This window comes from Pseudomonas sp. PMCC200344, assembly GCF_030053095.1.
GTDB classification, from domain to species: Bacteria; Pseudomonadota; Gammaproteobacteria; order Pseudomonadales; family Pseudomonadaceae; genus Aquipseudomonas; species Aquipseudomonas svalbardensis.
Map to the genome: position 1 here is coordinate 6,172,313 of NZ_CP125618.1, position 19,598 is coordinate 6,191,910.

18 protein-coding genes are annotated in these 19,598 nt (G+C 60.1%); 9 read left to right on the forward strand and 9 right to left on the reverse strand.

Annotation, left to right across the window (positions count from 1 at the left end):
* Positions 1-92 precede the first annotated feature (92 nt).
* Positions 93-1,595, forward strand: coding sequence for an exopolyphosphatase (gene ppx, locus QFW87_RS28385; RefSeq protein WP_283182132.1), 1,503 nt, complete (start codon positions 93-95; stop codon positions 1,593-1,595).
* 64 nt (positions 1,596-1,659) lie between these two features.
* Here ppx and ppk1 read toward each other — a convergent pair whose 3' ends face one another.
* Together ppk1 and hemB are read right to left on the reverse strand one after the other, a co-directional pair.
* Positions 1,660-3,882 (reverse strand): polyphosphate kinase 1, encoded by a 2,223-nt coding sequence (gene ppk1, locus QFW87_RS28390; RefSeq protein WP_283182133.1) that lies wholly within the window; start codon positions 3,880-3,882, stop codon positions 1,660-1,662.
* An 18-nt stretch (positions 3,883-3,900) separates the two neighbouring features.
* Positions 3,901-4,914 carry a porphobilinogen synthase gene (gene hemB, locus QFW87_RS28395; RefSeq protein ID WP_008150323.1) on the reverse strand — a complete coding sequence of 338 codons (1,014 nt, stop codon included), beginning with the start codon at positions 4,912-4,914 and terminating at the stop codon, positions 3,901-3,903.
* A 208-nt stretch (positions 4,915-5,122) separates the two neighbouring features.
* On the opposite strand from hemB, the gene QFW87_RS28400 reads away from it, so the two are divergent.
* Positions 5,123-5,746, forward strand: a complete 624-nt coding sequence (locus tag QFW87_RS28400; RefSeq protein ID WP_283189386.1) for a DedA family protein — start codon at positions 5,123-5,125, stop codon at positions 5,744-5,746.
* Here the strand turns inward: QFW87_RS28400 and QFW87_RS28405 are convergent.
* Positions 5,727-6,962 carry a sterol desaturase family protein gene (locus QFW87_RS28405; protein ID WP_283189387.1) on the reverse strand — a complete coding sequence of 412 codons (1,236 nt, stop codon included), beginning with the start codon at positions 6,960-6,962 and terminating at the stop codon, positions 5,727-5,729. The two genes, QFW87_RS28400 and QFW87_RS28405, sit on opposite strands and share 20 nt — an antisense overlap.
* 115 nt (positions 6,963-7,077) lie before the next feature.
* Between QFW87_RS28405 and elbB the strand changes: the two genes are divergently transcribed.
* Entirely contained in the window at positions 7,078-7,746 is a 669-nt protein-coding gene (gene elbB, locus QFW87_RS28410; protein WP_095126974.1) for an isoprenoid biosynthesis glyoxalase ElbB, read from the forward strand.
* Positions 7,747-7,864: 118 nt separating this feature from the next.
* On the opposite strand, the gene QFW87_RS28415 is transcribed toward elbB, so the two are convergent.
* Both QFW87_RS28415 and QFW87_RS28420 read right to left on the reverse strand, forming a co-directional pair.
* Positions 7,865-8,320, reverse strand: coding sequence for a YaiI/YqxD family protein (locus tag QFW87_RS28415; RefSeq protein ID WP_084320266.1), 456 nt, complete (start codon positions 8,318-8,320; stop codon positions 7,865-7,867).
* 64 nt (positions 8,321-8,384) lie between these two features.
* A complete protein-coding gene (locus QFW87_RS28420; protein WP_283189388.1) occupies positions 8,385-10,283 on the reverse strand; it encodes a cytochrome c/FTR1 family iron permease in 1,899 nt (632 codons plus the stop codon).
* 330 nt (positions 10,284-10,613) lie between these two features.
* Between QFW87_RS28420 and QFW87_RS28425 the strand changes: the two genes are divergently transcribed.
* From QFW87_RS28425 to QFW87_RS28440, 4 genes are read left to right on the forward strand one after another with little or no spacing between them, the layout of a single operon-like run.
* Positions 10,614-12,008 (forward strand): hypothetical protein, encoded by a 1,395-nt coding sequence (locus tag QFW87_RS28425; protein ID WP_283182137.1) that lies wholly within the window; start codon positions 10,614-10,616, stop codon positions 12,006-12,008.
* Positions 12,009-12,023: 15 nt separating this feature from the next.
* Complete coding sequence (locus QFW87_RS28430) at positions 12,024-12,395, forward strand: YcfL family protein (RefSeq protein ID WP_283182138.1); 372 nt, start codon at positions 12,024-12,026, stop codon at positions 12,393-12,395.
* A gap of 39 nt (positions 12,396-12,434) precedes the next feature.
* Entirely contained in the window at positions 12,435-13,022 is a 588-nt protein-coding gene (lpoB, locus tag QFW87_RS28435) for a penicillin-binding protein activator LpoB (RefSeq protein ID WP_282376149.1), read from the forward strand.
* A 3-nt stretch (positions 13,023-13,025) separates the two neighbouring features.
* Positions 13,026-13,769: a penicillin-binding protein activator LpoB gene (locus QFW87_RS28440; RefSeq protein ID WP_283189389.1), complete on the forward strand. Its 744-nt coding sequence runs from the start codon at positions 13,026-13,028 to the stop codon at positions 13,767-13,769.
* A 97-nt stretch (positions 13,770-13,866) separates the two neighbouring features.
* On the opposite strand, the gene QFW87_RS28445 is transcribed toward QFW87_RS28440, so the two are convergent.
* From QFW87_RS28445 to QFW87_RS28455, 3 genes are all read right to left on the reverse strand, one after another.
* Positions 13,867-14,499, reverse strand: a complete 633-nt coding sequence (locus QFW87_RS28445) for a LysE family transporter (protein WP_283189390.1) — start codon at positions 14,497-14,499, stop codon at positions 13,867-13,869.
* 115 nt (positions 14,500-14,614) lie between these two features.
* Positions 14,615-15,196 carry a mechanosensitive ion channel family protein gene (locus QFW87_RS28450; protein ID WP_283182142.1) on the reverse strand — a complete coding sequence of 194 codons (582 nt, stop codon included), beginning with the start codon at positions 15,194-15,196 and terminating at the stop codon, positions 14,615-14,617.
* Positions 15,196-17,106, reverse strand: a complete 1,911-nt coding sequence (locus QFW87_RS28455) for an ATP-binding cassette domain-containing protein (RefSeq protein WP_283189391.1) — start codon at positions 17,104-17,106, stop codon at positions 15,196-15,198. The genes QFW87_RS28450 and QFW87_RS28455 overlap by 1 nt, the downstream gene beginning before the upstream one ends.
* Before the next feature lie 50 nt (positions 17,107-17,156).
* On the opposite strand from QFW87_RS28455, the gene QFW87_RS28460 reads away from it, so the two are divergent.
* Positions 17,157-17,621, forward strand: a complete 465-nt coding sequence (locus QFW87_RS28460; protein WP_283189392.1) for a TIGR02444 family protein — start codon at positions 17,157-17,159, stop codon at positions 17,619-17,621.
* On the opposite strand, the gene QFW87_RS28465 is transcribed toward QFW87_RS28460, so the two are convergent.
* Positions 17,618-18,682, reverse strand: a complete 1,065-nt coding sequence (locus tag QFW87_RS28465) for an AlgP family protein (RefSeq protein ID WP_283189393.1) — start codon at positions 18,680-18,682, stop codon at positions 17,618-17,620. The two genes, QFW87_RS28460 and QFW87_RS28465, sit on opposite strands and share 4 nt — an antisense overlap.
* Positions 18,683-18,874: 192 nt before the next feature.
* Here QFW87_RS28465 and QFW87_RS28470 point away from each other — a divergent pair, with 192 nt between their 5' ends.
* Positions 18,875-19,540, forward strand: a complete 666-nt coding sequence (locus tag QFW87_RS28470; RefSeq protein WP_283189394.1) for an FKBP-type peptidyl-prolyl cis-trans isomerase — start codon at positions 18,875-18,877, stop codon at positions 19,538-19,540.
* Positions 19,541-19,598 lie beyond the last annotated feature (58 nt).

Genomic DNA, 19,598 nt, shown 5'->3' on the forward strand with positions numbered 1-19,598 from the left:
ACTGCGCTGGATCAACGCTTTGAACACTGCGCGTTGGCGGCAGCGTTTGATCGTGGCACGATGTCGAGGTTATCGACCGAGACTCCCTGACCATGCCGCAATCCCAAGCCAAGAATCTGTCCCTGATCGCCGCAATCGACCTGGGCTCCAACAGCTTTCACATGGTCGTGGCCAAGGCCCAGAACGGCGAAATCCGTATTCTCGAACGACTCGGGGAGAAGGTTCAGCTGGCCGCCGGCATCGACGATGAGCGCCAGCTCAGTGAAGAATCCATGCAACGCGGGCTTGATTGCCTGAAGCGTTTTGCCCAACTGATCAACGGTATGCCGCCCGGCGCCGTGCGGATCGTCGGCACCAACGCCCTGCGTGAAGCCCGTAACCGTGCCGAGTTCATCCACCGCGCCGAAGAAATTCTCGGCCACCCGGTGGAAGTCATCTCCGGCCGTGAAGAAGCGCGTCTGATCTACCTCGGCGTTTCCCATACCCTCGCCGACACTCCTGGCAAACGCCTGGTGGCCGACATCGGCGGCGGCAGTACCGAATTCATCATCGGCCAGCGCTTTGAACCACTGCTGCGCGAAAGCCTGCAAATGGGCTGCGTCAGCTACACCCAGCGCTATTTCAAGGACGGCAAGATCACCCCGGCCCGCTACGCCCAGGCGTACACGGCGGCGCGGCTGGAGATCATGAGCATCGAACACGCACTGCATCGCCTGACCTGGGATGAAGCCATCGGCTCCTCGGGCACCATTCGCGCCATCGGCCTGGCGCTGAAGGCCGGCGGTCATGGCACGGGCGAGGTTAACGCCCAAGGCCTGGCCTGGCTCAAGCGCAAGCTGATCAAGCTCGGCGACGTCGAGAAGATCGACTTCGAAGGCATCAAGCCTGACCGCCGGGCGATCTTCCCTGCGGGCCTGGCGATTCTCGAAGCGATCTTCGACGCACTCGAACTGCAACGCATGGACCACTGTGAAGGCGCCCTGCGCGAAGGCGTGCTCTATGATCTGTTGGGCCGTCATCATCACGAAGACGTCCGTGAGCGCACCCTCAGCTCGTTGATGGAGCGTTATCACGTCGATCTGGAACAAGCGGCGCGGGTTGAGCGCAAGGCGTTGCATGCCTTCGATCAAGTGGCTGAGGATTGGGATCTGGATGACGGCGTATGGCGCGAACTGCTGGGCTGGGCCGCCAAGGTCCATGAAGTGGGCCTGGACATCGCCCACTATCACTACCACAAGCATGGCGCCTACCTGATCGAGCACTCGGACCTGGCCGGGTTCTCCCGCGAAGACCAACTGATGCTCGCGCTATTGGTGCGTGGCCACCGACGCAATATCCCCCGGGACAAGTTTGCCGACTTCGGCGATGAAGGCATCAAGCTGATTCGCCTGTGCGTGTTGCTGCGCTTTGCGATTCTGTTCCATCACATCCGCGGCACCCAGGAAATGCCTCAGGTTGTGCTGCAGGCCAATGGCGACAGCCTGGATGTGTTGTTCCCGGAAAACTGGCTGGACGAAAACCAGCTGACCCAGGCTGACTTCGGTCTGGAAGCGGAGTGGCTGACCCGCGTCGGCTTCGTGCTCAACGTTCGCTGAAACCTTCTGAAAGAAAAAAGGGCGATCCACCTGGATCGCCCTTTTTTTGCCCAAATAATTCGCGTTAACGAACCGTCAGAATCGGACTGCCCAAACGCTCCAGCAAAGTCGCCTGGGCGCTGCGCGGATTCTGGTTACCCGTCGGCGTGTTGCGGATGTAACGGCCGTCCGCCTGCAAGCTCCAGCTGTGGGTGTTATCGGTGAGATAAAGCTCCAGCTCTTTCTTGACCCGCAAGATCAGCTTCTTGCCCTCGACCGGGAAGCAAGTCTCGACGCGCTTGTCGAGGTTGCGCTCCATCCAGTCGGCGCTGGACAGGAACATCTGCTCTTCGCCGCCATTGAGGAAGTAGAAGACCCGGGTGTGCTCCAGGAAACGCCCGATGATCGAGCGCACGTGGATGTTATGCGAAACCCCGGCGATGCCCGGACGCAGGCAGCACATGCCGCGCACCACCAGATCGATACGCACCCCGGACTGACTGGCCTTGTACAGCGCGCGAATGATCTTCGGATCGGTCAGCGAGTTGAACTTGGCGATGATGTGCGCCGGTTTGCCGTCGAGGGCGAACTGGGTCTCCCGGGCAATCATGTCGAGCATGCCCTTCTTCAGCGTGAACGGCGCGTGCAGCAGCTTCTTCATGCGCAGGGTTTTGCCCATGCCGATCAACTGGCTGAACAATTTGCCGACGTCTTCGCACAAGGCATCGTCGGACGTCAGCAGGCTGTAGTCGGTGTACAGACGGGCGTTGGCCGCGTGGTAGTTGCCGGTCCCCAAGTGGGCGTAACGGACAATCTCGCCGGCCTCGCGACGCAAGATCAGCATCATCTTGGCGTGGGTCTTGAAGCCGACCACGCCGTAAATCACCACCGCACCGGCCGCTTGCAGACGGCTGGCCAGTTGCAGGTTGGACTCTTCATCGAACCGCGCGCGCAATTCGATCACCGCGGTGACTTCCTTGCCGTTACGCGCAGCATCGACCAGCGCATCAACGATCTCCGAGTTGGCGCCGGAGCGGTACAGGGTCTGACGGACCGCCAATACATGCGGGTCCTTGGCAGCCTGGCGCAGCAGGTCGACCACTGGGGTGAATGACTCGAACGGGTGCAGCAACAGGATGTCCTGCTTGCTGATCACACTGAAAATGTTCTCGCTGTTCTGCAGCAGTTTCGGGATCTGCGGCGTGAACGGCATGTATTGCAGCGCGCGCTGACTGTCCAGGCCGGTGATGCTGAACAGGCGAGTCAGGTTGACCGGACCGTTGACCTGATACAGCTCGGTTTCGTGCAGGTTGAACTGCTTGAGCAAGTAGTCGGACAGGTGTTTCGGGCACGTGTCGGCCACTTCCAGACGCACCGCGTCACCGTAGCGACGGGAGAACAACTCGCCGCGCAGGGCGCGGGCCAGGTCTTCTACATCTTCGGTGTCGACGGAAAGGTCGGCGTTACGGGTCAGACGGAACTGGTAGCAGCCCTTGACCTTCATGCCCTGGAACAAGTCATCGGCGTGAGCGTGGATCATCGACGACAGGAACACATAGTTGTCGCCAGAGCCGCCCACTTCTTCCGGCAACTTGATGACGCGCGGCAACAGACGTGGCGCCGGAATGATCGCCAAACCGGAATCGCGGCCGAAGGCGTCGATACCTTCGAGCTCGACGATGAAGTTCAGGCTCTTGTTGACCAGCAATGGGAACGGGTGCGTCGGGTCGAGGCCAATCGGGGTAATGATCGGCGCGATCTCGTCGCGGAAATAGCGGCGCACCCAGGTTTTGATCTTGGTGGTCCAGTGACGCCGGCGGATGAAGCGGACCTGATGCTTTTCCAGCTCCGGCAACAGAATGTCGTTTAGGATCGCGTACTGGCGGTCGACGTGACCGTGCACCAGTTCGCTGATGCGGGCCAGGGCCTGGTGCGGTTGCAGGCCATCGGCGCCGGCCTGTTCACGGGCGAAGGTGATCTGCTTCTTCAGACCGGCTACACGAATCTCGAAGAACTCGTCCAGGTTGCTGGAGAAGATCAGCAGAAACTTCAGCCGCTCCAGCAACGGGTAGGACTCATCCAGCGCCTGCTCCAGCACGCGGATGTTGAACTGCAGTTGCGAGAGCTCGCGATGGATGTACAAGCTGCTGTCATCCAGGCCGGGAATGGCAATCGCTGGCGCCGCTATTGCGGGCTCGGCCACCACAGCGGGAGCAGCAGGCTCCAGTTCCGGCGGGGTTTCGGCGATTTGCTCCACCACAGGTTGAGCATCTTTTACGGCAACTTCAGTGAGTCCTTCGGTATTCATCGAATGTTCCTGGGAGGGCTATTTTTGCTCTCGTAACAATTGAGCAGCACGGACGGCAAAGTAAGTCAGGATGCCATCAGCGCCTGCACGTTTAAAAGCGGTCAGGGATTCGAGGATAACCCCTTCGCTCAACCAGCCATTCTGGATTGCCGCCATGTGCATGGCATATTCACCGCTGACCTGATAAACAAAGGTCGGCACTTTAAATTCTTCTTTGACCCGGTAGAGGATGTCCAGATACGGCATGCCTGGCTTGACCATGACCATGTCCGCGCCTTCTGACAAGTCCGCCGCCACTTCGTGCAGGGCTTCGTTGCTGTTGGCCGGGTCCATCTGATAGGAGGCCTTGTTGGCCTTGCCCAGGTTCAGCGCCGAACCGACCGCATCGCGGAACGGGCCGTAATAGGCGCTGGCGTACTTCGCCGAGTAAGCCATGATCCGCACGTTGACGTGATCGGCCAGTTCAAGCGCTTCGCGGATCGCCTGGATGCGGCCGTCCATCATGTCCGACGGGGCCACCACCTGAGCGCCGGCTTCGGCGTGGGACAACGCCTGCTTGACCAGTGCGTCGACGGTGATGTCGTTCTGCACGTAGCCTTCTTCGTCGAGAATACCGTCCTGACCATGGGTGGTGAACGGGTCCAGGGCGACATCGGTGATCACGCCCAGCTCAGGGAACTGCGCCCGCAATGCGCGGGTGGCGCGCTGGGCAATGCCGTTGGGGTTCCAGGCTTCGGCGGCGTCCAGAGACTTGAGCTCCGGCGGCGTCACCGGGAATAACGCCAATGCCGGAATCCCCAGTTCGACCCACTTGGCCGCTTCTTCAAGCAACAGATCGATGGTCAGGCGCTCGACGCCCGGCATCGACGCCACTGCTTCGCGACGGTTTTCCCCGTCCAGCACGAACACCGGCAGGATCAGATCGTCGACGGTCAAAACGTTTTCACGGACCAGTCGACGCGAAAAATCATCACGGCGGTTGCGACGCAGGCGGGTTGCAGGAAACAAACGGTTGGCGGGGGTAAAGCTCACGGCAGACTCCTGAGCCCGCGCTGGCGGGCGAGCGTGACAGTTATAAGTGGCCATTATGACGAACGTATTACAGTTATGTGCACCCCTGTGACAGGTAGCCGCATTCCATTGTCCTTGTAGGAAATGTTCACGTCGAGACACATTTGGACACTTTCATGAATGTTCCCGAAGGGTTAGGCTGCGCGTTCATTTCGCCAGCATCCAGACAATGCTCCAACAATTTCTTCAGGAATTCGGCTACTTCGCCCTTTTTCTCGGCACGTTTTTCGAAGGCGAAACCATTCTGGTGCTCGCAGGCTTCCTCGCGTTCCGCGGATACATGGACCTCAAATTGGTCATGATCGTGGCGTTCCTCGGCAGTTATGCCGGTGATCAGCTGTGGTATTTCCTGGGGCGCAAGCACGGCCGCAAGTTGCTGGCACGCAAACCGCGCTGGCAATTGATGGGTGACCGGGCTCTGGAACACATCCGCAGGCACCCGGACATCTGGGTACTGAGCTTCCGCTTTGTCTATGGCCTGCGCACGGTGATGCCGGTAGCGATCGGCTTGTCGGGCTATCCGCCGGGACGCTATCTGTTGCTCAACGGGATTGGTGCCGCGATCTGGGCCGCGGCGCTGGCTGCGGCCGCCTATCACTTCGGTGCAGTGCTCGAAGGCATGCTCGGCAGCGTCAAGAAATACGAGCTGTGGGTGCTCGGCGCCCTGCTGATACTGGGCTTTTGCCTGTGGTTGCGCCGACGTCTCAAGAACGCCCGTCTGGCGAAGAAGATCTACGCCGACGAGCAGGCCGAACTGGCCAAATCTGCCGAGACTAAGACGCCAACCGAGTGAAACGGTTTCTGCAACAGTAGAGACCGATACCACTGAGCAGACTGTAACTCAGCAGGCCGACCCAGCCCACCGCGCTGGCCGGCCACAGCCCAACGACCGGCGCCAGCCACACCAGCGGCACATTCGATGCCAGGCGCAGCAGCTCCAGCTTCAGCGCCCACGGGCGATTCTCCAGGGCCACGCCCAACGTAAACATACCCAGCGCCACGGCACTCCAGCCGAGCACCAGCGCGGAGGTTGGCAAACTTTGCTCCAGGTTCATCAAGTAGCTGCCCAGCGCGATGTAGACGCAGAACTGCAACACGACGTAAAGCTGCTGACGCCCGTCCAGCGGCACTTCAAATTTACGGAACTGACTCAGGTCTGGCTTGCTCATCGGGTACTTGGCCGCCACATCCGCCGGCCGCCAACCGGTGCGCATGAACCAGATGCGCAGCTTGTCCCATTTGCTTTGCGCACGCCGCGCGTCATCCCACAGCTGCGCGTAGAACTGCACGTTCGCCCACACCGGATTCCAGCTCGCGAGCGGCGTGGTAACACCGAAAATCACCGGTTCGTTATCGTCCTCTTCCTGGAACGAGCCAAATAGACGGTCCCAAATAATGAACACCCCGCCGTAGTTGCGATCCATGTAGAGAGCGTTCTGTGCATGGTGGGCCCGATGATTGGACGGCGTGACAAAGAACCACTCGAACCAGCCGAGCTTGGGAATGTGTTTGGTATGCACCCAGAATTGGTACAGCAAGTTCAGCGAGGCGACGCTGATGAACACCAGCAGCGGCACGCCGAGCACGGCCATCGGCAGGTAGAAGATCCAGCTCAACAGGAAGCCGGTACTGGTCTGGCGCAGCGCCGTGGACAGGTTGTAGTCCTCGCTCTGGTGATGCACCGAATGCGCCGCCCAGAGGATGTTGCGTTCATGGCCCATGCGATGCAGCCAGTAGTAGCAGAAGTCGTAGAGGAAAAAGGCGAAAACCCAGACCCAAACGCTGTCGGCCGAGAGTTCGAGCAGCGCCAGGTGCTTGAGGGCAAACGCATACGTCACCAGACCGACGCCTTTGGTCAACAGGCCGGTGGTGGTCGACAGCACGCCGGTGCTCATGCTGTTGATCGCGTCCGCCACACGATAATTGCTCACTCCGCGCCAACGGTCGGCCAGCAGTTCGACGGCAATCAGCACAAAGAAAAACGGCACCGCATACAGAATGAAGTCCATGACGCGCCCTGATCGGAATCTTGAGGACAGATCCTAGGTGTAGCCGCGAATTAACCCTATGGCAACGAGTGACAAATTAGTGGACATTTAACGCCATGAATCTGGAGAAAAGCCCATGAGCAAAAAAATTGCAGTGATCCTATCCGGCTGTGGCGTGTACGACGGCGCCGAGATCCACGAAAGCGTGATCACCCTGCTGCGTCTGGACCAGCGGGGGGCTCAGGTGCAGTGTTTCGCACCGAACATCGCGCAGCTACATGTGATCAATCACCTGACCGGCGAAGAAATGCCCGAGTCGCGCAACGTGCTGGTGGAATCGGCGCGGATCGCCCGAGGCAACATCAAGGATATCCGCGAAGCGGACGTGGAAGACTTCGATGCGCTGATCGTTCCGGGCGGTTTCGGGGCGGCCAAGAACCTGTCGAACTTCGCCGTCGAAGGCGCCGGCTGCACCGTACAACCGGAAGTCCTGGCGCTGGCTGAAGCCTTTGCCGAGGCCGGCAAACCGGTCGGGCTGATCTGCATCTCGCCGGCGCTCGCGGCGAAGATCTATGGACCGGGCGTGACCTGCACCATCGGTAATGACGCCGATACTGCCGCCGCCATGAACAAGATGGGTGCCACCCACAAAGATTGCGCGGTGAGCGACATCGTCGAAGACAAGGCCCGCAAACTGGTGTGCACCCCGGCTTATATGCTGGCGCAATCGATCAGCGAAGCGGCGTCCGGCATCAACAAACTGGTCGACCGCGTGCTCGAACTGACCCACGAAAACGACGCCTGACCCTGATCAAAATGTGGGAGCGAGCCTGCTCGCGAAGACGTACTGTCAATCGACATCATCGTTGAATGTGCTGTCCCCTTCGCGAGCAGGCTCGCTCCCACAGGGTCCAGCACAAGGCTCAAGATTTACGGGAAAGCCGCGTGAGGATCCGGTCCAGCGCATTGGCAAACGCCTGCTTCTCTCGCTCACCAAACGGCGCTGGCCCGCCGCTCATCTGCCCCTGCTCACGTAGATCGGTAAACAGATTACGCACCGCCAACCGATCGCCCATGTTCTGTGCATCGAACTCTTTGCCCCGTGGATCAAGCGCCGCAACGCCCTTTTTCACCAGTCGGTCGGCCAGCGGCACATCGCTGCAGATCACCAATTCGCCAGGGACCGCGTATTCCACCAGGTAGTCGTCGGCGGCATCCGGACCGCTTGGCACCACGATCAGCTTCACCAGGGCCAAACCCGGTTTGATCTGCGGCTGTCCGGCCACCAGCACCACTTCGAACTGACGCTTGAGGGCGAACTTCACCACCAGATCCTTGGCCGCCCGAGGGCAGGCGTCGGCATCGATCCACACACGCATTGTGTTTTCCTCGGTTCAAAAAGCTTCGCGAGCAGGCTCGCGATTGTGAGCGCAGCGAATGCTTTTAAGAAACCTGCACCCGCCGCTTCTCAGCCAGCCGACTACGGCTATACAGCACGATGATCGCGATAATCGCCACCGCCTGCGCACTCAGCGAATACGCATCAGCGTGGATCCCCAGCCAGTCGAAGTCAAAGAACGGCACCGGCCGGGTGCCGAAAATCCCGGCTTCCTGCAGCGCCTTCACGCCATGCCCGGCAAACACCACCGACAACGCGCACAGCAGGCCGGCGTTGATACTGAAAAACAGTGACAGCGGCAGCTTCGCCGAGCCACGCAGAATCACCCAAGCCAGCCCCACCAACAACACCAACGCCGTCGCGCCACCAGCCAACACCGCGTTATGGCCCGCTGGACCTGCCTGCAGCCACAGGGTCTCGTAGAACAGAATCACTTCAAACAGTTCGCGATACACCGAGAAGAACGCCAGCGTCGCAAACCCGAAACGCCCACCGCCGCCCACCAGACTGCTCTTGATGTAATCCTGCCAGGCCGACGCGTGACGACGATCGTGCATCCACACGCCGAGCCAGAGCACCATGACAGCGGCAAACAACGCCGTCGCACCTTCCAACAATTCGCGCTGCGAACCGCTGACATCGATCACGTACGCCGCCAGCGCCCAGGTCGCCAGACCCGCCAGCAGCGCCAGCCCCCAGCCGACGTTGACGCTGTGCACCGCCGATTGCTGGCCGGTGTTGCGCAGGAACGCGAGGATTGCCGCCAACACCAGAATCGCTTCCAGACCTTCGCGCAACAGAATCAACAAACCGGAGATGTAGCTCAGAGACCAGCTCAGGCCATCGCTGCCCAGCAGACCGGCGGATTCCTTCAACTTGGTCTTGGCCGCATCCAGTCGCTCCTGAACCTGGGCCACCGGCAAACCGTCCTGCAACGACTGACGGTAAGCCATCAGTGATTTTTCGGTGTCTTTACGCACATTGGCGTCGACGTTATCCAGAGAACTTTCGACCAGTTCGAAGCCCTCCAGATAAGCCGCCACCGACAGGTCATAAGCCTGATCGTGATCACCGGCACGGTAGGCTGCGAAGCTCTTGTCCAGGGTCGCGGCGGTATAGTCCAGCAATTGCGCCGGGCCACGCTTGACCTGCGGCGGTTGCGCCCGCTGCGCACGGAAGGTCGCCGCAGCTTGCGGCCCCTCGGCAACCTGCACTTCTGCGGGAGTCTGACGGGCCAGGTCGGCGATGTTGTAGGTTTTTTCGGATTTTGCAGCAGCCGGGTCGGCGCTGAAGCTGGCGATGTAGGTCGCCAGGTCCCAACGCTGACGATCATCCAGCTGATCGGCGAAGGCCGGCATGTCGGTGCTTTCGACACCGAGGCCCAGGGTGCTGTAGATCGCGTAGAGGCTCAGGTGATCCAGTCGCGCCGCATCACGCAGATTGGACGGCGGCGGCGTCAAACCAACTCCCGCCGGGCCATCCCCGGCACCCGCGTCGCCGTGGCACACCGAACAATGCTGAGCGTACAACGGCGCACCACGGGTCGGATCCGGCGTAATGATCGGCGCCTGGCTGACTTCATAGGTCACCGCCAGCTTGGCGCCGAGTTGCCGTGCCTGGCGGCCGACATCCGCGCCGTCCTGACGCGCAGCGATCGCGTTGCGCAGCGTGCTGACGCCCTGCTCCAGCCCGGCTTTTTCCGGTTTGTCCGGCATCGCGGCGATCAAGCCTTGCAGCACCTTGATAAATTCCAGCTGCTCTTGGTATTCGGACTCATTGATGACCTTGCCCGCTTGCACCGTTTCCGGGTAATCCGCACCGATGTAATCGAGCAAATGCAGCGCTTGTGGCGCGCCTTCCACGGTGTCGGCCAGCAAGTTGAAACTGCACAGGGCAAACAACGGCAACATCAGCCAGGCCAGGAAACGGGACGGGGCAGTCATGAATGAATCTCAATTGGAAATACGAAGTAACACATTGTTCACTTCCAATGACTTTCACTCAAGCTTTGTTGTGGGGTGCGCGGCAGGCTGGGTGGCCAACGCATCGGGTTCGCGTTTCCGAGCCATGATGGCACGCCGTTAAAATGCGAAATTAAAAAGCCATTACATAGCCAGCATCCTTGCTTATAATGCCGCGCCTTCGTTATTGCGAAACGGTATTTAAGCTCCTCTTTTTATGAGGAATTGGCAGGAGGCCAACATTCCCGCCAGTAGGTCCCATCAGCCCGACCAGCATTTGCGGCTGCTTACATTCAGGGAAGAAGTACCCCAATGGCATCCCGCGCCCTTACCTCGATCGCGCTCAGCGCCGTCACCTTGCTCTCCGGCTGCTCGGCGTTTCGCAACTACGACTCCGAACTGGCCCAAACCAACCAGCAACTGGCCGCCGGCAATGTCGATGCCGCGTTGACCCTGCTGGAAAAGAACAACACCAGCGCGGACAAAGACCTGCTCTATTACTTCGAGAAAGGGGAACTGCTGCGCGCCAAAGGTGACCTGTCCGGCAGCCAGAATGCCTGGACCAGTGCCGATCAGGTGGTGGGCAAGTGGGAAGACTCGGTCAAGCTTGATACCGGCAAATACCTCGCCCAGTTCGGCAGTTTCGTGGTGAACGACAAGGTCCGTCGCTACGAAGGCTACGACTACGAAAAAGTCATGTTGACCACGCAGATGGCCCTCAACCTGCTGGCGGTGAACGACTTCGACGGCGCGCGCATGTCGATCAAGAAGACCCACGAACGCGAAGCAGTGATCGCCGACCTGCGCGACAAGGAATACCTCAAGAGCGAAGAGGAAGCCGAGAAAGAAGGCGTCAAAACCCAGTACAAGGATTTGCAGGGTTACCCGGTCGCGAGCCTCGACGCACCGGAAGTGGTCAGCCTGAAAAACAGCTACCAGAGTGCGTTCAGCCACTACCTGGCCGGCTTCGTCTACGAAGCCCTGGGTGAAAAAGACCTGGCCGCGCCGGGCTATCGCAAAGCCGCCGAACTGCGCCCGAACACTCCGCTGCTCGAACAGGCGCTGGTCAATCTCGACAAGCCAAGTGGCAAGGACGAGGCAAGTGACGTCCTGATCGTCGTGCAAAGTGGTCTGGCGCCGGCGCGCGATTCGATCCGCATCCCATTGCCCTTGCCGATCAGCAACCAGTTGGTGATCACGCCACTGTCGTTCCCAATCATCAAGGCGGACACCTCCACCGCCACGCTCACCCAGATTGGCGTGGACGGTCAGCAACTGAACTTGACGCAACTCAACAGCACCACTGCCATGTCCCGTCGCGCACTGCGTGACGATATGCCGGGCATCATTTTGCGCACCACCGTGCGTGCCGTGACCAAAGGCGTGGCACAGAAGCAGATCAATGAAACCAACCCGCTGGCGGGCCTGGCGGTCGGTATCTCTTCAGCCGTGCTCGAAGGTGCCGATACCCGTACGTGGCGCACCCTGCCGGACTACACCCAAGTGGTGCGTCTGCGCCTGAAGAAAGGTGAGCACCAAGTCACCCTGCCGAGCGCCGTGGGCGGTTCGGTGGTCAAGGTCACCGTCGATCAGCGTTACCAGGTCATCAGCCTGCGCGCCGTGGGCAATCAGGTGTTCGCCAGCGGCGTGGCCGCGCATGTGATCCCGAGTGCCAACCCGACCGCCGTGGCCAGCCTCAAACCTTAAGAACGGAGTCTTTGCATGCGTTTCAAACTTATCGCTGTTGTCGCCCTGGCCTTGTTGGCCGGGTGCGCCACCCCGCCACCGCCGGAACCTGGCAGCGCCGCCAGCAAGGTCGTGGCCATGGGCAAGCTCAAGAACATCGTGGTCGGCGCCATGCGCGTCGCCCGGGAAAATGGCTTCATGACGGTCAATGCGCAGCTGAGCAACACCAGCTTCAACAACAAGACCTTCTACTACCGTTTTGCCTGGCTCGGCCCTGAAGGCTTCCCCGTCGCCGAAGAAGAAACCTGGAAAAGCCAGATGATGTACGGCGAGCAGACCAGCTTCATTCAGGCGATCGCGCCAACCGCCAAAGCCGTGGATTTCCGTCTCGAAATCAAAACGCCTTAAGCCCGACACCCTATTCGTTCAGTTCTAGAGAGCATTCCCATGTTTGCACGCTTTTCGTTCATTGCCGTTATCGCCCTTCTGGCCAGCGGTTGCGCCAACACTTCGCCAACGCTGGGCAGCAAAAGCATCAGCTACGGCGACACCAAGGCTGTAGAAACCGTAACCAACGAGTTCGGTTCCACCGACCTGCAGATGATCGCTGAATCCATGACCCGCTCCCTGGCTCAGTCCGGCATTCTGCAAGGCCGCCCGGTGGTTCAGGTCTACGACGTGAAGAACAAGACCAGCGAGTACATCGATACTCGTGAAATCACCACCAGCATCAAGACTCAGCTGATGAAGACCGGCACCGCCCGCTTCGCCAGCGACAACACCGCCATGCAGAGCCAGGTCGACCAGCTCAAGCTGCAAAACCAGAGCGGTTTGTACAAGAAGAACACGGTGGCCAAGACGGGCAACATGATCGCTGCCAAATACCGTATCGAAGGTTCGATCAGCTCGATCGTCAAGCGCAGCAGCGACTACAAGGACGTCTTCTACAAATTCAGCCTGCAATTGATTGACGTTGAAAGCGGTCTGGCCGAGTGGATGGACGAGAAAGAGATCCGCAAGACCACGGAGCGTTAATCAATGCGCGCATGGATTGGCATGATGGCCCTGGCTTGCGCCTTCAGCGTGCAAGCGGCCCCGAAAGTCGCCGTGACGGACCTCGCGTACCAGGAGCGAGTGGAGCAGTACATCCACATCGTTTCGGCACAGAGCAACCACAACCAGAGTTACTACGGCGCCAGCGGGTCTTCGAGCTACAACGAAATCGAAGCCACCACCAGCTACATCGAACAAGGTGAATTGCGCAAATTCACCGGCGACATCAAGGGCGAGATTCTTCGTACCGGCATGTTCCAGCTGGTCCAGGGCACGCCTTATACATCGGCGTCCAAGGGTGACGTCTATGACGTGATCAAGCGAATCAAGGCCGGCAACTTCAAAGGCGCCGACTATGTGTTGTTCGGCACCGTGTCGGACATCGACTTCAACAACGACATCAACGAGCTCGCCAACACCGATAGCTATTCGGCGGTGCTGGCGTTGACCCTGGTGGCGGATTTCAGCCTGATCAACACCAAGACCTTCGAAATCACCTCGGCCTTCACGGCGATGGGCGAAGGTCAGGACACCAAACTGATGAACCATCGGGACATCCGTGTCTCGCTGAACCGCCCGCGGGTGGTGCGTGACGTGTCCAAGTCCTTAGGGGAAGACGTTGCAGGGCAACTGAGCCAACAGCTCGGTGGCGGCGGTTACGAGCAGCCGGGGCAAGCCCCGCGGCGCAATAACCTGCCAGCGGACACAGCGCCGGTCATTCTGCGCTGATAGTGCCGAACGCGGAGCGTCCGTTGAGGCATTCCCACGCAGAGCGTGGGAACGATAAGGCGACCTGTAGAGGTCGCCTTTTTTGTGCCTGGCGGTTTTACACCGCCGCTTTGCGAAGGGTCGCCATGAATGCCGCCGCACCAATGAACAGCCCGGCAAAGGTGCGGTTCATGCGTTTTTGCTGCCTGGGCGTACGCAACAGGCGCAACACCCTGGAAGCCAGCCCGGTGTAACCGGCCATGACGATCAGGTCGACGCAGATCATGGTCACACCGAGGATCAGGTACTGCGCCACCAGCGGTGCATGCGGATCAATGAATTGCGGCAGCACCGCGAGCATGAACACCAACGCCTTGGGGTTGCTGACGTTTACCAGGAAACCCCGGAACACCAGCGCCATCGGCTTGCCGATTTGCCGCACGGCCGCGTCGTCGCTCATGTCATTGGGCAGCGCGCGCCATTGCTTGACCGCCAGGTAAACCAGATAGGCCACGCCAAACCATTTGATCGCGTAGAAAGCGGTGGCCGACGCCGCGAGAATTGCACCGACACCGGCGGCGACAATCGCAATCTGTAGCGCCAGACCCAGTTGCAGGCCCAGGGCGTTCCAATAACCGCGCCAGAATCCGTATCGCAGACCGCTGGACATCGACGCAATGGCGCCGGCACCGGGAGACAGACTGATCACCCAGCAGGCGGCAAAAAACGCCAGCCATGTTTGAAGCACCATCGCACACCTCGACTCAGACTCGTGACAGACGTCTAAGCTAATGCGGCTTTGAGCTGATGACTACCGATTTTTTGCAGGACAGAACAGCTGCCGACCAGCGTGGTCGGCATTTCGGCTACTTTTCGAAACCGCTGGAAGGGAATACATCGCTGCCGCGCCAGCGTCGAACCGAGCGCTGGAAGAACAGGCTGTTGGGCACTTGCACCATGGCGCTGCCGGTGCCGAGTTCTTCGGCTTCGATCAGCGTGGTGTAGAGCAGATTGATCGCAACGACCCGGCCTTTTACGCCGGGCTTGTCGGTGGTGTCCACCAACTCGACCACGTCACCGAGGCGAAACGGGCCGACGGTGAAGATCAGGATTGCGCACAACAGATTCGAGAGCACGCTCCACATGGCGAAGAACGCCACTGCCGCTACCGCGACAAACCCGGACAACGCGGTCCAGAGCACCGTTGCCGACACCCCGAGGCGTTCCAGCACGAAGATCAGCGCACTGCCCATGATCAGCCAGCGCAGACCACCGCGTAGCGGCATCAGCAATTGCGGCGGCAACGGATAGCGCTCACCCAGACGAGTCAGGCATCTGGCGACGCAACGCTGGGCAATATATCCCGCCAACAGAATCAGCAGGATCTGCACGAAGAGCCAGATCGGCTCGATCCACACGGCAGGCAATGGCAGCTTGAACGCTTCCATCAGGACAGCGCCTCCAGCTCCGCCTGCATGCTTTCGAGCAGTTCCAGCGCTTCCATCCAGGCTTCTTCCAGCTCAGCTTCACGGACCTTCAGCTTGGCCTGTTCGGCCAGCAGATCACGCAAGTCGTTCTTGCGCGCCGGCTCGTAAATGTCGCTGTCGCCGAGGCTGGTATCGATCTTCGCCAGTTTCTCGTGCAGCTTGCCCAGTTCGGCTTCGAGCTTGTCAGCCTCGCGCTTGTGCGGTGCCAGTTGCTGACGCAACGCGGCCGCCGCCTGGCGCTGGGCCTTCTTGTCGGTCTTGTCCGGATTGACCGGCGTACTGCTGACCGGGGCGTTGCGCTGGCGGTAATCCACCAGCCAACGGGTGTAGTCTTCCAGGTCGCCGTCGAATTCCTCGACCTTGCCGTCCGCCACCAGATAGAAATTGTCGGTGGTGCTTTTGAGCAAATGACGATCGTGGGAAACCACCAATACCGCGCCACTGAACTCCTGAAGGGCCATGGTCAGCGCCAGGCGCATTTCCAGGTCCAGGTGGTTGGTCGGTTCGTCGAGCAGCAACAGGTTCGGCCGGCCCCAGGCGATCAACGCCAGCGCCAGACGGGCCTTTTCGCCACCGGAGAAGTTCAGCACCGGCTCATCGATCCGCGCACCGCGGAAGTCGAAACCACCGAGGAAGTCGCGCAGCGTCTGCTCGCGCTCGGTCGGCGCCAGGCGCTGCATGTGCAGCAACGGGCTGGCCTTGGAGTCGAGCGAATCCAGCTGATGCTGGGCGAAGTAACCGACGACGGTGTTCTCGCCACGGGTCAATCGACCGGACAACGGCTCGAGTTCACCGGCAAGGTTTTTGATCAGGGTCGATTTACCGGCACCGTTCGGGCCAAGCAAACCGATCCGCGCACCGGGGGTCAGCTGCAGCTTGACCTTCTCCAGCACGGCTCGCTCGCCGTAACCCAGTCGGGCGTCGGAGAGGTCAATCAACGGGCTGGAGATTTTCACTGATTCGCGGAAGACGAAATCGAACGGCGAATCAACGTGGGCGGCGGACAGTTCTTCCATCCGCTCCAGGGCCTTGACCCGGCTCTGGGCCTGACGGGCCTTGGTGGCCTGGGCCTTGAAGCGGGCGATGTAGCTTTCCATGTGCGCACGTTGCACCTGCTGCTTCTCGTAGGCCTGCTGTTGCTGGGCCAGACGCTCGGCACGGGCGCGTTCGAAGGCGCTGTAACCACCGCGATACAGAGTGATCTTGCGCTGATCGACGTGGGCCACGTGATCGACCACGGCATCGAGGAAGTCCCGGTCGTGGGAAATCAGCATCAAGGTGCCGGGATAGCTTTTGAGCCATTCTTCGAGCCAGATGATGGCGTCGAGGTCCAAGTGGTTGGTCGGTTCGTCGAGCAACAACAAGTCCGAGGGGCACATCAAAGCCTGCGCCAGGTTCAGACGCATCCGCCAACCACCAGAGAAATCTCCTACCTGGCGATCCATCTGTTCATTGGTGAACCCAAGGCCGGCCAGCAGTTTTCGGGCCCGGGCATCGGCGGTGTAACCGTCGGCGCTGTCGAGTTCCGAGTGCAGGCGGGCCTGAGCGGTACCGTCATGGGCCGCTTCGGCTGCCGCGAGGTCGCGTTGCACCTCGCGCAGGCGCAGGTCGCCATCGAGCACATAGTCGACCGCCACCCGATCGAGGGTGTCGATCTCCTGGCGCATGTGGGCGATGCGCCAGTCCGCCGGCAAAAAGCAATCACCCGAGTCCGGGTGCAGGTCACCCAGAAGCAAGGCGAACAGGCTCGATTTGCCGGCGCCGTTGGCACCGATGAGGCCGGCTTTGTGGCCGGCGTGCAGGGTCAGCTCGGCGTCTTCTAGCAGACGTTGAGGGCCACGCTGTAAAGTCAGGTTCTGAAGTCGAATCATAATGGCGGCGGAGTCTACCAGCTTCGCTCGCAACTGGCGCGAGTAGCACTATGTCCTCTGACCTGTGGAGCTTTTCCCTTAGTACTTACGCCCGTCCCGGCGTTGAACCCGCATGCCTGCAATTGCAGTCGGCGGGTGTGAACGTGTGCCTGCTGCTGTGCGGGTTGTGGCTGGGAGAACGAGGCGTCGCCTGTAACGAACACCGATTGCAGCAATTGCATAGCGTGGCCGAGCCGTGGGACGCAGACGTGGTGCGACCGCTGCGAGCCTTGCGGGTGAATTGGAAAGTCGTTGCCGCCGACGATGGCGAACTGAATGCTTTGCGCGAGCAAGTGAAGGCACTCGAGCTGGAAGCCGAGCGACATCTGTTGGTACGACTGGAACGATCGGCGTTGAGTTGGCCGCAAGGTGAGGCGACCGATCTATCGGCCTGGCTGGAAGGTGTAACGGCTGGCGCCGCCCACCTGGACCGCGACGCGCTGCATCAGCTGCGCGTCGCGGTAACCGGCACTTAAGAAGCGCTGGCTGGGGTGGTTGCTGCGATCGATGCGGCTGCCGGCGTTGGCGCTGGCGTGGCTGTCGAGGTGGCTGCTGCTAAAGCAGACGTTGCTGCCGGAGCCGGGTTGGCTGGCTTGGCAACTGAAGCGGCGGCCGGCTTGGCGGCAACCGGTTTTTTCACGGCTGGTTTTGCAGCCGGTTTGGCAGCGGCAGGTTTGGCTGCTGGCTTCGCTGCGGCAGGTTTTGCAGCAGCAGTTTTGGCAGCCGGTTTGGCTGCAGCTTTTGCAGCTGGCTTGGCAGCAGTTTTAGTCGCGACTGGTTTCGCGGCAGGCTTGGCAGCAGGTTTCGCAGCGGCTGTTTTTGCAGCTGGTTTTGCGGCCGGTTTAGCAGCGAGTTTAGCCGCTGCAGTTTTCGCCACCGCCGATTTAGCAGCAGCCGTTCTTGCGGCCGGTTTAGCGGCAGCTGTTTTGGCAGCGGCTGGCTTGGCGGCAGCTGTTTTTGCAGCCGGTTTTGCAGCGCTAGCAGCGACTGGTTTTTTTGCCGCTGGTTTAGCGGCAGGTTTTGCTGCGGCTTTCACCGGTGCTTTGGCAGCCGGTTTGGCGGCAGACTTGACCGGTGCTTTTGCAGCAGCCGGTTTGGCAGCGGCTTTCTTGGCAGGAGCCGCAGCAGGCTTGGCCGAACGCAGGGACAACGCCTTGCCGACAGCCTCTTGTACACGACCGACGCCCTGGGCCAGTTTCAGGCTTTCTTGAGCATCGCGCTTGAGTTGCAGAATGTAGCTGCGAGTTTCGGATTGACGATCCTTGAGGGCATCGAGCAAGTCCTCAAGCTCCTTCACAGCGCCCTTGGCTTTGGTTTGTGCCTTGGCCTTGCCGGCCGCCGCAGCGTCCTGCAATTTGGTACGGGACTTGTGCAATTTCTCTTGCGCTTTTCCGCGTTGCTTTTCCAGTTTGGCGAGCAGTTTTTCAGCATCAGCCAAGGCTTGGGAACAAGCGTTTTCCAGATGCTCGAGCAAGCTGCCCGAGAGTTGTTGGAGTAAGTGCAACGGAGTATTTACAGGCTTCTTGGTGGCCGACATGGTTTACCTCCTGGCTGACGTGGGTGCGGCTCATACTAGACCTCTGCTGCTACCGCCGCTAGGGCATGTTGACAGTATCCAAAGCGCTACGTTGCAACGGATTGAAATTCTTCTGCGCTTGCGCAAAACCAGTTCACCGTCGAGCGCATTCACACTGGCATAATCCCCCGCATCTCAGGTCGGAGAGTGCCCATGTCGCGCTACCTTTTTTTATCACTGTGCGTGTTTTTTTCCGTGGCCCAAGCCGCCGAAAAAACCAAAGAAAATGACACTCATGATCTCTCTTACAGCCTGGGCGCAAGCCTCGGTGAACGCCTGCGCCAAGAGGTTCCCGATCTGCAACTTCAGGCGCTGATCCAAGGTTTGCAACAAGCCTATCAAGGCAAACCCCTGGCGCTGAAAGATGAGCAGATCGAACAGATTCTTGCCGAGCACGAAGCCCAGGTCGCCTTGCAACCGAGCATGCCGCAAAGCGAAGTCGCCCTCGGAAAAGAGCAGGCTTTTCTCGCCGAGGAAAAAACCAGACCGGGCGTTCGCGAGCTGGCCGATGGAATATTGCTAACGGAGTTGGCGCCAGGCACTGGCGCCAAAGCTGGCCCTTACGGCAAAGTCCAGGTGCTGTATATCGGTCGCCTTCCCGACGGCACGGTGTTCGATCAGAACAGTCAGCCGCAGTGGTTCAGTCTCGACAGCGTGATCAGCGGATGGCGCAGCGCGTTGCAGCAAATGCCGGTCGGTGCGAAATGGCGCTTGGTGATTCCATCGGCCGAAGCCTATGGCGCCGAGGGTGCCGGCGACCTGATTGCGCCGTTCACACCGCTGGTATTCGAAGTCGAATTGCGCGGCGCCACAAGCTGAATACCGGATCGAGTAGGAGGCGGCTTTACAGCCGCCGTCCTCTCACACCACCGTACGT